This window comes from Lentzea sp. NPDC020367, from assembly GCF_044387305.1.
In the GTDB taxonomy this organism is placed as follows: Bacteria; Actinomycetota; Actinomycetes; order Mycobacteriales; family Pseudonocardiaceae; genus Lentzea.
Map to the genome: position 1 here is coordinate 125,623 of NZ_JBIRVV010000014.1, position 13,675 is coordinate 139,297.

Below are 13,675 nucleotides of genomic sequence, written 5' to 3' on the forward strand. Positions count from 1 at the left end.
CACCGTGGAAACGAACCTCGACGAGTTCCTCGACGTCGAGAACGAGCTCAACCAGCGGTGGCCCGAGACCAAGCTCGAGCCGTCGCTGGACCGGATCAAGGCACTTGCCCACGTGCTGGGCGACCCGCAGACGTCGTACCCGGTCGTGCAGCTGACGGGCACGAACGGCAAGACGTCGACGTCGCGCATGGTCGATGCGCTCTTCACGCGCATCGGCCTGCGCACCGGCCGGTTCACGAGCCCGCACCTGCAGCTCGCGACCGAGCGGATCAGCCTGGACAACCAACCGATCAGCCCGGAGCGCTACGTCGAGGTCTACCGCGACATCGAGCCGTACGTCGCCATGGTGGACGCCAAGTCCGAGATCCGGATGAGCAAGTTCGAGGTGCTCACCGGCATGGCCTACGCGGCCTTCGCCGAAGCCCCGGCCGACGTGGCCGTCGTCGAGGTCGGCATGGGCGGCACGTGGGACGCGACGTCCATCGTGGACACCCGCGTAGCCGTGCTCACCCCGATCGGCATCGACCACACCGAGTACCTGGGCAACCGCCCGGAGGACATCGCGGTGGAGAAGGCCGGCATCATCAAGCCGGGCGCCGTGGCGATCGTCGGCGAGCAGACGCCCGAGGTCATGAAGGTGATCCACGAACGCGTGGCCGAGGTGGACGCGATGATCGCCCGATTCGGCAGCGAGTTCGGCGTCCTGTCGCGCCAGGTGGCCGTAGGCGGCCAGATGATCACGCTGCAGGGCCTGGGCGGCGTCTACGAGGACATCTTCCTCCCGCTGCACGGCGAACACCAGGCGAAGAACGCCGCACTGGCACTGGCCGCCGTCGAGGCGTTCTTCGGCGCGGGCCCCGAGCGCAAGATCGACATCGAGATGGTCCGCGAGGGCTTCGCCTCGGTCGTCACGCCGGGCCGCCTGGAGCGCGTGCGGTCCGCGCCCAACGTCTTCGTCGACGCCGCGCACAACCCGCACGGCGCCGCGGCTCTGGCTCGTGCGCTGCAGTCGGAGTTCGGCTTCCGCAAGCTCGTGGCCGTGGTGTCCGTGATGTCCGACAAGGACGCCGAGGGCATCCTCGCCGCCCTGGAACCGGTCGTGCAGGAACTGGTGATCACCACCAACTCCTCCCCACGAGCCATGGACCCGGACGTCCTGGCCGGCATCGCCGTCCCGATCTTCGGCGAGGACCGCTTCGAAGTGCGTCCCCGCCTGGTCGACGCCATCGAGGAAGCCATCCACCTCATCGAGGACGAGCAGTCCGGCGGCGGCATCATCGTCACCGGCTCGGTCGTCACCGCGGGCGAGGCCCGCGCGCTGTTCGGAAAGGAGCCGGCATGACCGCCCCGGCCCCTCTGAAGAAAGACCCGATGAAGGCGTTCCGGGGCATCATGGCCGGCACGCTGATCCTCGAGGTCATCGTCGTCGCCCTGGCCCTCCCGGTGATCGCCAAACTGCACGGCGGCGTCACGTCCCTGGTCGGCTGGGTCGCGTTCGGCTTCATCGCGGTGTTCATCGCTATGTGCGCGTTCGTCCGCAAGCCGTGGGCCATCGGGGCTGTCGTGGGGCTGCACGTGCTGTTGATCGCCACCTGGCTGCTGTTGCCGGCCATGGGGGTGATCGGCGTGATCTTCGGGCTGGTCTGGGCTTATCTGTTGTGGTTGCGCAAGGACCTGCTCAAGCGCATGGCCGAGGGTCGACTTCCGGCGCAGCAACAGCAGCAGGCCGAACAGCAGTCCTGACCGAACGCGTTTCCACGCAATTCGGCAATAACATCAACCAAAGAATTCCGCACTTCGTACCCTCGCTTGTCGCAATGCGACGGCGAGGGTTCGTCGTGTTCACCCGATCGTGCTTTGAAACTGGGACTGGTCCCGCGACCTGGCGCTATGCTGATTGGCGCACGAATCTGCGGGGAGGGCACTGGGGATGAGCGGGACCAAGGTCGATCTGGAGACGCTGCGCGCGGCCATCAAGGAGTACGAGTCGATCCGCGACGACCTGATGCTGGCCGAGAATCAGGGCAAGGCCCTGACCAGCATCCAGGGCGCCGGCAAGGACCGGCCGAGTCAGGTCTACGCGAACTGGGCCTCCAACGCGGGCAAGATGCACGAGTTGTCGAACAAAGAGCTGCAGAAGACGCTGACCACTCGGATCGACAATCTGAACGCCACGCTTGCCCAGTACGAGCGGACTGAGCAAGGCAACCGGGACAACCTCAAGTAGAAGGACAAGGCTGTTGCGCATCCGATCGATCGTCGTCGGCACAGCCGCTCTCGCGCTGCTGGCGGGTTGTGGCACCGGCACCACCGGTAGTGCCACCACGGCCAGTCCTCCGACGAGCACGAGCAACAGCGGGGGAGCGCCCAAGATCGGCGACCCGCTGGACGTGAAGTCCTTCGTGGCCGATCCGTGCAGCGCGATCACCGCGGCTCAGATTCAGGCGTTCGGGCTTCCCGGAGTCAGCGGCAGGAACAACACCAGCGCTGTCGGATCGAGTTGTGTGTGGCTGGGCGCCAGCACCGCCGGAAAGATGGCGCCGGGGATGACGCTTCTCCCCGATGGCACGGACCTGCGCACGATCCTTCCCAACAAGGACTCGACCTACCAGTACTTCGAGCCGCGACCCGCGGTCCAGAGCTACCCGGCGTACATCGCTCTCTCGGTCGACCAGCGCAAGGACGGCGGCTGCGAGCTCCTCGTCGGTGTCGCCGACGACAAGGCGTTCCTCTTCACCTTCTCCAGCTTCAACGGCAGCCCCAAGTTCGCTGACCCGTGTGCCGCGGTCACCGAGTTCGCCGATCTCGCCATCACCACGATCAAGGCAGGTGCGAAATGACAAGGCCCGCGCCCAGCTGCTTCACCGAGGACAACACCAGAGCCGAGGGGTTCTCGGGAGCTGAGATCTACTCCCAGATGACCAGCGGACCCGGCACCGGGTCGGCGCAGGTCGCGGCGAACATCGCCAAGGATCTGGAGCGCAGCTACGCCGGCATCGAAACCAGGCTCAAGCGGGTCGGTGAGACGCTGGGCGAGGCGTGGACCGGGGCCAGCGCGGACGGCGCTCAGGCCGCCGCCAACCCGATCAACCAGGCCATGGTTCAGATGCAGGACGCGCTGCGGCAGGCCGATCACTCCATCTCGAACCAGGTCTACCAGTTCAACCTGAACAAGAACCAGCTCAAGGACATGCCGGCGGCCAAGCCGGACACGAGCTTCTGGGACGACGCGACCCCTTGGGACACGGACACCGAGGACAAGGTCAACAGCTACAACGCTGAAGAGAAGCACAACCGCGAGGTCTACTCGGAGTTCCAGAGCGCCAGCAACACCAACCGAGGTGAGCTGCCCAAGGAGTTCCCCGGCGTCACGGCCGACACGTTGCAGGTCGAGATCGCCAACACCGGCGGCAACAACGGTGAGGAGAAGACCACGACGAGCAGCACCACCACCTCGCGCTCGTCCACGTCCGGTCTCCCGAACTCCACGAGCACGCCGCAGAGCACGACGGGCACCGGCTGGACCGTGCCCACCACGAACGGCGACCAGACCACGACCAGTTCGTCCGACACCACGAACACCAGCAACACCGGCAGGCCCGCCATCGGCGACAACCTCACTGGCAAGCCCCCGGTCGGCAGCGTGATCGACAGGCCGAACAACACGGGTCTCCCGCCCGTGGGCGTGCCCGTCCGCCCGAACACCGGTGGCCCCAACGGTCCTGGCGGCACCAGGGGCCTGGGTGGCGGCCCCAACGGGCCGGGCAGCGGTCGTGGTGGCCCCGGCGGAGCCGGCAAGTTCGGCGGCGGAGCAGGCGGCACGGGCGGAGCGGGCAAGTTCGGCTCCGGCGGAGTCGGCAGCGGCACCGGAAGTGGCAGCGGCACGTCCGCCCAGCAGCCCGGCGGCAAGGCCGGTGTGTTCGGAGGCATGGGTGAGACCGGTCCGAACGCGGCCGGTCGAGGTGGTGCGGCAGGCGCGGCAGGTCGCGCTGGCGGCGCCGGCATGGGCGGGATGGGTGGTCAGGGCCAGAAGGGCCAGGGCGAGGACGACTTGGAACACAAGTCCGCCGACTACCTCATCACCGAGGAGAACACGAACGAGATCATCGGCGACATGCCGATGGTCGCACCGCCGACGATCGGGGGGTGACGTGCTTCGGTCGTCCATCCAACTGTCCGACCTCGCCTTCGACGTGCTGTGGAAGCAGGAGAAGCTCGGGGAGTATCACCCGGCGCTCTCCGTCGACTCGCCCGGTGAGACCGAGGACGAACGCGTGCTCATCGAGCGCGACGTCATCGGTGAGCTGCGCCGGGTCGGGCTCGACCACCCGGACGTCCGGGGGACGCTGCACCTGATCGCCAAGGCGGAGCACGACTACTCGGCCTGGATCGCGGCCACGCCGAACGAGACCAAGCCCGTGGTCGTGGCGGCGAACTCGCAGCACGGTGTCCTTGCCGTGCACGACAACGGGTTCGTGCAGCTGCATCCGATCCGGCCGGACAACGCGCCGGAGGTCCTCGCGATGCAGTTGCCGGACGTGCCGGCCGGGCGTGGTGCGTCGATCAACGTGCACGCGACCGAGATCAACGTGCACCAGCCGGGCAAGGCGTCGCCGTCGATCTCGTTGCGCCAGTTGCTCGCCCAGCCCCGCCAGGGCACGGCGAAGCTGTACGCGGCGAAGCGCAACGGCGAGGGCAGGCAGCGCGCCAAGACCTTCCTCACCACGATCGACTTCGAGGACGGCCGCTGGCTCGTGGTCAAGTACACCGACCAGAACCACCAGACGTGGGTGCACGCCACGCCGGCGTCGCGCCAGATCATCACGGACTGGCTCAAGCGCCTCACGTAACACATTTACCGCCGCATAACCGAAATGCACGAGCGTCGCGGCTGTGAGAAAGCCATTCGCCATCGCCGCCGCACTGGCCGCGACGCTGCTGTCCGTCGGAACGGGCACCGCCCACGCCGAGACCGTCCCCGGTTGTGCCTCCGCCAAGCAGATCGGCACCACGGGCTACGTGAAGTACCAGGGCGCGACCATCGCGTCGGTCAAGCAGTTCGCCGGGTGCGGCAAGAACTTCGCCTACACCTGGGTCTGGGACTCCTACGCCGGTAACCACACCTACCGCGTCTCGAACTGGATCGCGGTGATCGACGGCAACGAGGAGTACCCCGGCGGCGACCTCCGCAGCGGCACCAAGCAGGAGTTGTGGGGCGCCGGAGCGGCCACGCTCGACAAGTGCACGCGCGCGGTCTCCAGCGTGACCGTGCCGGGCGGCGGCTACGTCAGCGGCTGGACCGACAAGCGCTGCTGAAGTTCACCTCGGGTTTCAGAGCTGGCCAGAACCGGCGACTAGAAACCGCGCATGACCTTCGACCGTCGCACGTTGTTCAAGGCAGGCGCACTCGGCACGGCCGCCGCGCTCGTGCCGAGTGGCATCAGCCTCGCGAAGACCGACCGCCCGACCCTCACCCACGGCGTGCAGTCCGGCGACGTCACCTGGGACGGCGGCATCGTGTGGACGCGCGCGGACCGTCCCTCGCGGATGCTCGTCGAGGTGTCCAACGACCCGAGGTTCCGCTTCTCCCAGCGCGTTCGCGGCCCGTTGCTCACCCCGGAGACCGGCGGAACCGGGCAGGTCAGGGTCTCGAGCCTGCTGCCGGGCCGCCCCGTCTACTACCGCGTCACGGCCGAGGACCTGCACGGACGCACTCGCAGCGAACCCGTCACGGGCAGCTTCACCACCGCCCCGATCGGCCGCGACGAGGTCAGCTTCGTGTGGTCCGGTGACGTCGCGGGCCAGGGCTGGGGCATCAACCCCGACATCGGCGGCATGCCGATCTTCAAGGCCATGGCCGACCGCAGGCCGGACTTCTTCATCCACAGCGGCGACAGCGTCTACTCCGACGGCCCCATGCAGGCGAGCGTCACGCTCCCGGACGGGCGGATCTGGCGCAACGTCGTCACGCCGGAGAAGTCCAAGGTGGCCGAGACGCTCGACGAGTACCGCGGCCAGTTCGCCTACAACTTCCTCGACGACAACGTGAAGCGCTTCGCCTCCCAGGTCCCGGTCTACGCACAATGGGATGATCATGAAGTTACCAATAATTGGTACCCCGGCGAGATTCTCGACTTGCCCCAGTACACCGAGAAGCGCGTGGACGTGTTGGCACAGCGTGCTTTCCAGGCGTTCCACGAGTGGATGCCGATCGACCAGAAGCGCGCGGTCGACGGCCGCGTGTACCGGAAGTTCGCGTACGGGCGGAACGTCGAGATCTTCGTGCTCGACATGCGCACCTACAAGGACAAGAACACCTCGCCCAAGGACCAGCCGGGCGTGATTCTCGGCGCCCGGCAGGCGAAGTGGCTCGTCGACGGGCTCAGCCGCAGCACCGCCACGTGGAAGATCATCGCGGCGGACCTGCCGATCGGCCTGACCGTGCCGGACGGCACCGACATCGAGGGCGTCGCGAACGGCCTGCCGGGCGCGCCCAACGGCCGTGAGCACGAGATCGCGTGGGTGCTGCGGGAACTCAAGCGCCGCCGCGTCAAGAACACCGTCTGGCTCACCGCGGACGTCCACTACACCGCCGCGCACCACTACTCGCCCGACCGCGCGGCGGTCGCGGACTTCGACCCGTTCTGGGAGTTCGTGTCCGGCCCGCTGCACGCCGGCGCGTTCGGTCCCAACGCGCTCGACCCGACGTTCGGCCCGCAGGCCGTGTTCGTGCACGCCCCGCCCGCCGCCAACACCACGCCGCTGGACGGGTTCCAGCACTTCGGCGAGGTCAAGGCGTCGCAGCACGAGCTCACGGTGTGGCTACGTGACGCGACCGGCGCTTCGCTCTGGTCCAAAACGCTCAAGGCCTCCTGACGCGAGACGTAGTGTCGGTGAGTGCCCATCTCGTTCGACACCTCCGGCTTCCGTCAGCTCGACCAGAACACCTGGCAGCACCCCAGCGGTGACCAGGCCGAACTGACCTACTACGGCGTGGTCCCGGATCTGCCCGCCGGGCTGGACGACCTGCCGAGGCTCAGGCACCACCTCGCCCTGATCCACGGCGAGACCGGCTGCCTGATCGAGGCGCACGTCGTCCAGCTCGGAGGAGTGCCCGCGCTGCTGCGGATCGTCAAGATGCCGTTGCCGAACCAGCCGAACGGGCAGGGCTTCGTCTGCTCCTTCACCATCCCCAAGTCGAACTGCAGCGCGGTGCTGCAGCTCGGGGCGATGGAACGCGGCATGACGGGCACCCGCGAGGCCATCCTGGCCGCCGAGATCGGGTTCCAGAACTGGATCAAGCCGCACCCGTACGCGCCCGAGCTCCAGGGCGTGCTGCCGTTCCACGCGGGCGATGACCCGCGCCACGACGCACGGTTCCCGGACCACCCGTTGGCGCGCGCACGGGCGTGGGCGCATCACGTGGTCCGCACGGCACAGGTGGATCCGCAGTTCGCCTCGCTGCCGCCGTTCCAGGTCCAGCCGCCGCCCCCGGTCGCGGTCGGCCAGACGCTGGTCACCGCGCTGCCGAGCTTGCCGGTCAAGGACTTCGTCGGCCTGCAGATCGGCGAGGAGACGACGTTCTGGCGGACGAGCGACTCGAAGCTGCGAGAGATGCTCGGCCGCGGCCTCATGGGGCGGTCGCCGCTCGCCGAGACCAGGTTCCGCGACATGCTCATGATCGACCCCGAGACGGGCGAGGTCATGATTCCCGACCGCTTCACCACCAACGGCGAGATGACCGCGCACGGCACGCGCCTGACCAAGGTCACGTTGCACCAGGCGGACGCCGAACTCTCGGACGAGGACGTCCTGGACGCCTTCCGGTGGGCCGGCCAGATGTGCGGCGAGGCGGCGGAACGCGGCGAGTACCTCTCCCTCGAACCGATCGAGAACCAGGGCGAGCAGGCGGATCCGCACGTCCTGCTGGCCGTGCAGCCGCACGAGGGCCAGCCGATGGCCATCGCCCAGTTCTCGCCGACGCCCACCGAAGGACCGCTCGCCGGCTCGCCGAGCCGCAGCGCGCCCGCGACCCGGGAGTCCGTCGTGGGCATCGGCCTGATCGCCGGGATGGCGGTCAACGAGTGGCGCTCACATCCGCTGCGGATGGCGATCACCTACAAGCGCCCGGCAGGCTGATCGCAAACATTTGCAAGGCCCGACGTATTGTTTCCCGCTGTTTGTCGTGGTTTCGTGCAGCAACCCTGCAAGAGTTTGCGACAAGGAGGTCGCGATGCGTCGGGTCGTCGCCGCGCTCGCTGCACTGGTTCTGCTGCCCCTCACACCCGTTCAGGCCGTTGCCGCACCACCGCAACGCCTGGCCGTGGGGGAGGTGGTGGACATAGCGCCCGGTGTGCGCGACGGGGACGCGAGACTCGCGTTGCCGCCCAAGCGGGACGACCTGCGGGGCGAGCGCTTCTACTTCGTGATGCCCGACCGGTTCGCGAACGGCGACCCCGGCAACGACCGCGGCCGTTCGAACGCCGCCGAGAACGGCTTCAACCCTGCTGACAAGGGCTTCTACCACGGCGGCGACCTCAAGGGCCTGCGCGGGAAGCTCGACTACCTCGACGGCATGGGCATCACGGCGATCTGGATGACGCCGATGTTCCTCAACCGCTGGGTGCAGGGCGACAGCGCCGGGTACCACGGCTACTGGACGCTCGACTTCACCAAGCTGGACCCGCACTTCGGCACCACGCAGGAGATGCGCGACCTGATCAAGGACGCGCACCGCCGTGGCATCAAGGTCTTCTTCGACATCGTCGCGAACCACACCGCCGACGTGATCAAGTACGCGGAGAACAAGACCCAGTACGTGAGCACGGGCGCGCAGCCGTATCTGGACGCCGACGGCAAGCCGTTCGACATCGCGGACTACGCGGGCAAGTCCACGTTCCCGAAGCTCGACGCCCAGAAGTCCTTCCCGTACACCCCGGTCAAGGACGGCCAGACGAAGTACCCGTTGTGGCTCAACGACTCCACGCTCTACCACAACCGCGGCGACTCGACGTTCTCCGGCGAGTCGAGCGAGCAGGGCGACTTCTCCGGCCTCGACGACCTGATGACCGAGCACCCGCGCGTGGTCAACGGCATGAAGGACATCTTCACCAGCTGGATCGACACGCTCGACATCGACGGCTACCGCGTCGACACCGTCAAGCACGTCAACCTGGAGTTCTGGCAGGCCCTCGCGCCGCACGTGAAGCAGTACGCGAACCGCAAGGGCAAGAAGGACTTCTTCGTCTTCGGCGAGGTCTTCGACTCCTCCCCGGAGAACACGTCGAAGTACACGACCACCGGCAAGATGCAGGCCACGCTGGACTTCCCGTTCCAGAGCAGCGCGCTGAGCTTCCTGTCCGGCAAGGGTTCCCAGCGCCTCGGCGAGGTGCTGCTGGACGACGACCGCTACACCGACGCCGATTCCAACGCCTCCTCGCTGCCCACCTTCCTCGGCAACCACGACATGGGGCGCGTCGCGTGGATGATCCGCAACGACAAGCCGGGCATCTCGGACGCGGAACTGCTGGAGCGCCTCAAGCTCGGCAACACCCTGATGTACCTGTGGCGCGGCAACCCGGTCGTCTACTACGGCGACGAACAGGGTTTCGCGGGCACGGGCGGCGACAAGCTGGCGCGCCAGGACATGTTCGCCTCCAAGACGCCGGAGTACATGGCGGAGAAGCTCGTCGGCAGCGACCGCACCGGCGCCCAGGACAACTTCGCCACGTCCCACCCGCTGTACCAGCAGCTCAAGGCCCTGGCCGCGCAGGTCGACCGCGATCCCGTGTGGCGCGACGGCAACCAGGTGCTCCGGTACGCCGACGGTGACGTCTTCGCGTTCAGCCGCATCCTCGGCCGAGAACACCTCGTCGTCGCGAACGCCGGCACCTCGCCCGCGACCGTCACCGTGCCCGTGTCGTCCTCGGCCTTTGAGAACGCACAGGTCCAGAACGGCCGCGTGACGGTGACCGTGCCCGCGCTGTCCTCCCTGGTGCTCAAGGGAACCAGCGACGTCGCGAAGTCGAAGCCCGCGCCCGTCCTGGTGGCCCCGGCCGCCGGAACGGTGCTGGACGAGCGCGTCGAACTCCGTGCGGACGGCATCAGCGCGCCCAACGCCGCCGCCACCTTCGCCGCCCGCGTCGAGGGCACCCGCGACTGGACCGTGCTCGGCACCGACGACGCCGCTCCTTACCGCGTTTTCGCTGACCTGTCGGCACTTCCGGGTGCGGCCGTCGGCAAGCGCGTCGAACTGCGGGTGGTGGCGAAGTCCGGTGAGATCGGCGCGGACGGCGCGTTCGTGTCGCTCGTGGCCGCGCCGCCGATCCCCGATCCCGGCACGAAGAACCCTGACTGGCTGGTCGTGCACTACGCGCGCGACAACTACGACGGCTGGGGCCTGCACGCCTGGGGCGACGTCGAGACGCCGACCGAGTGGAACGCCCCGCTGCCGTTCGCGGGGGAGGACGCCTACGGGCGCTTCGCGTGGATCAAGCTGAAGCCGGGCGCCAAGTCCGTCGGGCTCATCGCGCACAAGGGCGATGAGAAGGACACGTCGGTGGACCGGTTCGTGGACCCGAGCGTGACGCCCGAGATCTGGCTGAAGCAGGGCGACCCGGCCGTGCATCCGTCCGAGCAGGCGGCCACGGGCAAGGCGGTCGTGCACTACGTCGGCGACGCGTCCGGTGCCGTGGTGCGTGTTGCCGGCCGGGCTGACGTGCCGTTCACCAACGGCGTCGCGGAACTTCCGCCCACCACCGACTTCTCCGTCGTGCGCGGAACGACGGTGGAGGCTTCCGGCAAGTTCACGAGTGGCCACTCGTGGATCGCGGGCGGGAAGGTGCACGCTACGAAGGCCGCCGCCGAGAACCGGGCGGTGATCCACTACAACCGCCAGGACGGCGACTACACCGACTGGACGATGTACCACTGGACGGGGTCCGCGGAGCCGTCGCCGGGCTGGAACCAGTCGCGGGTGCCGGACGGGCGTGACCAGTTCGGCGTCTACTGGTCGGTGCCGCTCGCGGCCGGCGCGGCCGGCCTGAGCTACCTCGTCCACCGCGGCGACGCCAAGGATCCCGGTCCCGACCAGTTCCTCGACCTGGGGCAGAAGGGCAACGAGGTGTGGCAGCTGCAGGGCAACGAGACCTACCTGCTGCCGTCCAGCGTCGGCCCGGCCGCCGATGACGACCTGACCAAGGCCAAGGCGATCTGGATCTCGAAGGACAAGGTCGTCTGGGACGTGCCGTCCGTGCAGTCCGACGGCTACCGGCTCGAATACGGCTCACGGGTGCTGCGGATGGCTCCCACGACCGAAGAGGTGCCGGCCCAGTTCCCACACCTCAAGGGCAAGCCGGTGTTCGCCGTGCGCGGGTTCGTGGACGAGGCGTTGCGGGACAAGCTTTCCGCCGTGCACGTCGACGCGGGCGGTGCGATCCGGCACCGCACGAGCGTGCAGATCGCGGGCGTGCTCGATGACCGGTTCGCTTCCGCCGCAACGAAACTGACGTTCGGGCCGACGTTCGACCACGACCGCGCGTCGGTCCGGTTGTGGGCGCCCACTGCCACCAACGTCAAGCTGCGCCTGTTCGACCAGCCTTCCGGCGAACCGAAGAAGGTCGTGCAGCTCAAGCGCGACGACGCTTCGGGCTCGTGGACTGGAACGGGTGACTGGAAGAACAAGTACTACCAGTTCGAGGTCACCAACTGGCAGCGCACGGTCGTGGTCACCGACCCGTACTCCGTGGCGCTGTCGGTGAACTCGACGCACTCGCAGTTCGCTGACCTCAAGGCGAGCAGTTCGATGCCTGCGGGGTGGTCGAAGGACGTCGCGAAGGGCATGGGCGGCGCGATCACCGAACTGCACGTGCGGGACTTCTCGATCAACGACCAGTCCGTCCCGGCAGGGGATCGCGGCACCTACAAGGCGTTCACGCACCGCGACTCGACCGGCATGAAACACCTCAAAACGCTGGCCGCGGCGGGCATGGACACCGTGCACCTGCTGCCGACGTTCGACATCGCGACGATCCCCGAGAAGCGCTCCGACCAGGCCACGCCGGCCTGCGACCTGCCCTCGCTGCCGGCGGATTCCGACCAGCAGCAGGCCTGCGTCGGCGCGGTCGCGGGCAAGGACGGCTTCAACTGGGGCTACGACCCGTTCCACTACGACGTGCCCGAGGGCTCGTACGCCACGGCGGACGCGCAGAACGGTGCAGCACGGTCCAAGCAGTACCGCGAGATGGTGAAGTCGTTGCACGACAACGGCAACCGCGTGGTGGTGGACGTCGTCTACAACCACACGGCGGCTTTCGGTGACGCACCGACGTCCGTGCTGGACAAGGTCGTGCCGGGCTACTACCAGCGGCTCAACCTCGACGGCTCGGTCGCGAACTCCACGTGCTGCGCGAACACCGCGACCGAGAACGCCATGATGGGCAAGCTCGTCGTGGACTCGGTGGTGCGCTGGGCGCGCAACTACAAGATCGACGGCTTCCGGTTCGACCTGATGGGCCACCACCCGAAGGCCAACATCCTCGCGGTGCGGGCGGCACTGGACGCGCTGACCGTCGAGAAGGACGGCGTGGACGGGCGCAAGATCGGCGTCTACGGCGAGGGCTGGGACTTCGGCGAGGTCGCCGGCAACGCCCGGTTCGAGCAGGCCACGCAGGCGAACATGGCCGGCACGGGCGTCGGCACGTTCAGCGACCGGCTGCGTGACGCCGTGCGCGGCGGCGGGCCGTTCGACGACGACCCGCGTGTGCAGGGGCTCGGCTCCGGTCTGGCCGGGGACGTGAACTCCTCGCCCGCCAACGGTGACGTGGCCGCGCGGCTGGAGAACTACAGCGACCTGGTGAAGCTGGGCATGGCGGGCAACATGGCGTCGTACCGCTTCCAGTCGACGGCCGGGCCGGTGGTCGCCGGTCGGGACGTGAAGTACAACGGCACGGCCGCTGGGTACACCGGTCAGCCGTTGGAGGCGATCACGTACGTCGACGCGCACGACAACGAGACGTTGTTCGACGCGTTGACCTACAAGCTGAAGCCAGAGACGTCCGCCGCCGACCGCGTGAAGATGCAGACGGTGGCGCTGGCACCGGCGTTGCTCGGGCAGGGGCGGCCGTTCGTGCACGCGGGCACCGAGTTCCTGCGCTCGAAGTCGTTGGACCGCAACAGCTACGACTCGGGGGACTGGTTCAACGCCTACGACCCGTCGTTGCGCGACAACGGTTTCGGCCGCGGCCTGCCGCCGAAGGCCGACAACGAGTCGAAGTGGCCGTACGCGAAGCCGCTGCTGGCCGGGCCGAAGCCGTCCTCCGCGGACATGAAGGCCTCGCTGGACGCGACCCTGGAGTTGCTGCGGATCCGGCAGTCGTCGCCCCTGTTCTCCCTGGGGTCGGCGGATCTGGTGCAGCAGAAGGTGTCGTTCCCGGCGGCGGCTTCCGGCGTGATCGTCATGCACGTCGACGACACGGCCGGGCCGGACGTGGACCCGGCTCGTCGCGGGCTGCTCGTGGTGATCAACCCGTACCCGACGGACCAGGCCGTGACGCTGCCTCCGGGCGACTGGAAGGCCGTGACCAGCGAGAAGAAGGTCGGCGCCGCGCGTTCGGTGGTCGTGCTGGAGCGATAGTCCCGTCGAGAAATAGTTTCGTTCCGGATTAGTTTGGTACCG

At 68.1% G+C, this 13,675-nt stretch carries 10 protein-coding genes; all 10 read left to right on the forward strand.

The window, feature by feature from the left end:
* Window positions 1-4: 4 nt before the first annotated feature.
* The 10 genes from ACH413_RS39290 to pulA all read left to right on the forward strand — a co-directional run bounded on the left by ACH413_RS39290 (window position 5) and on the right by pulA (window position 13,633).
* Window positions 5-1,342 (forward strand): folylpolyglutamate synthase/dihydrofolate synthase family protein, encoded by a 1,338-nt coding sequence (locus ACH413_RS39290; RefSeq protein WP_360046163.1) that lies wholly within the window; start codon window positions 5-7, stop codon window positions 1,340-1,342.
* Window positions 1,339-1,743, forward strand: a complete 405-nt coding sequence (locus ACH413_RS39295; RefSeq protein ID WP_360046165.1) for a DUF4233 domain-containing protein — start codon at window positions 1,339-1,341, stop codon at window positions 1,741-1,743. Before ACH413_RS39290 ends, ACH413_RS39295 begins: the two co-directional genes overlap by 4 nt.
* 187 nt (window positions 1,744-1,930) lie before the next feature.
* Window positions 1,931-2,227, forward strand: a complete 297-nt coding sequence (locus ACH413_RS39300; protein ID WP_360046167.1) for a PE domain-containing protein — start codon at window positions 1,931-1,933, stop codon at window positions 2,225-2,227.
* A 13-nt stretch (window positions 2,228-2,240) separates the two neighbouring features.
* Complete coding sequence (locus ACH413_RS39305) at window positions 2,241-2,840, forward strand: DUF3558 domain-containing protein (protein ID WP_360046169.1); 600 nt, start codon at window positions 2,241-2,243, stop codon at window positions 2,838-2,840.
* The gene (locus ACH413_RS39310) at window positions 2,837-4,150 is read left to right on the forward strand and encodes a hypothetical protein (protein ID WP_360046171.1); all 1,314 of its coding nucleotides are present in this window, start codon (window positions 2,837-2,839) and stop codon (window positions 4,148-4,150) included. Before ACH413_RS39305 ends, ACH413_RS39310 begins: the two co-directional genes overlap by 4 nt.
* A 1-nt stretch (window position 4,151) precedes the next feature.
* On the forward strand, window positions 4,152-4,850 hold the full coding sequence (locus ACH413_RS39315) for an ESX secretion-associated protein EspG (RefSeq protein ID WP_360046173.1): 699 nt from the start codon (window positions 4,152-4,154) through the stop codon (window positions 4,848-4,850).
* 43 nt (window positions 4,851-4,893) lie between these two features.
* Complete coding sequence (locus ACH413_RS39320) at window positions 4,894-5,316, forward strand: hypothetical protein (protein ID WP_360046175.1); 423 nt, start codon at window positions 4,894-4,896, stop codon at window positions 5,314-5,316.
* 51 nt (window positions 5,317-5,367) lie between these two features.
* The gene (locus ACH413_RS39325) at window positions 5,368-6,876 is read left to right on the forward strand and encodes an alkaline phosphatase D family protein (RefSeq protein WP_360046177.1); all 1,509 of its coding nucleotides are present in this window, start codon (window positions 5,368-5,370) and stop codon (window positions 6,874-6,876) included.
* A gap of 21 nt (window positions 6,877-6,897) precedes the next feature.
* Entirely contained in the window at window positions 6,898-8,139 is a 1,242-nt protein-coding gene (locus ACH413_RS39330; RefSeq protein WP_360046179.1) for a hypothetical protein, read from the forward strand.
* A gap of 94 nt (window positions 8,140-8,233) precedes the next feature.
* Window positions 8,234-13,633 carry a pullulanase-type alpha-1,6-glucosidase gene (gene pulA, locus ACH413_RS39335; RefSeq protein ID WP_360046181.1) on the forward strand — a complete coding sequence of 1,800 codons (5,400 nt, stop codon included), beginning with the start codon at window positions 8,234-8,236 and terminating at the stop codon, window positions 13,631-13,633.
* Window positions 13,634-13,675: the final 42 nt, after the last annotated feature.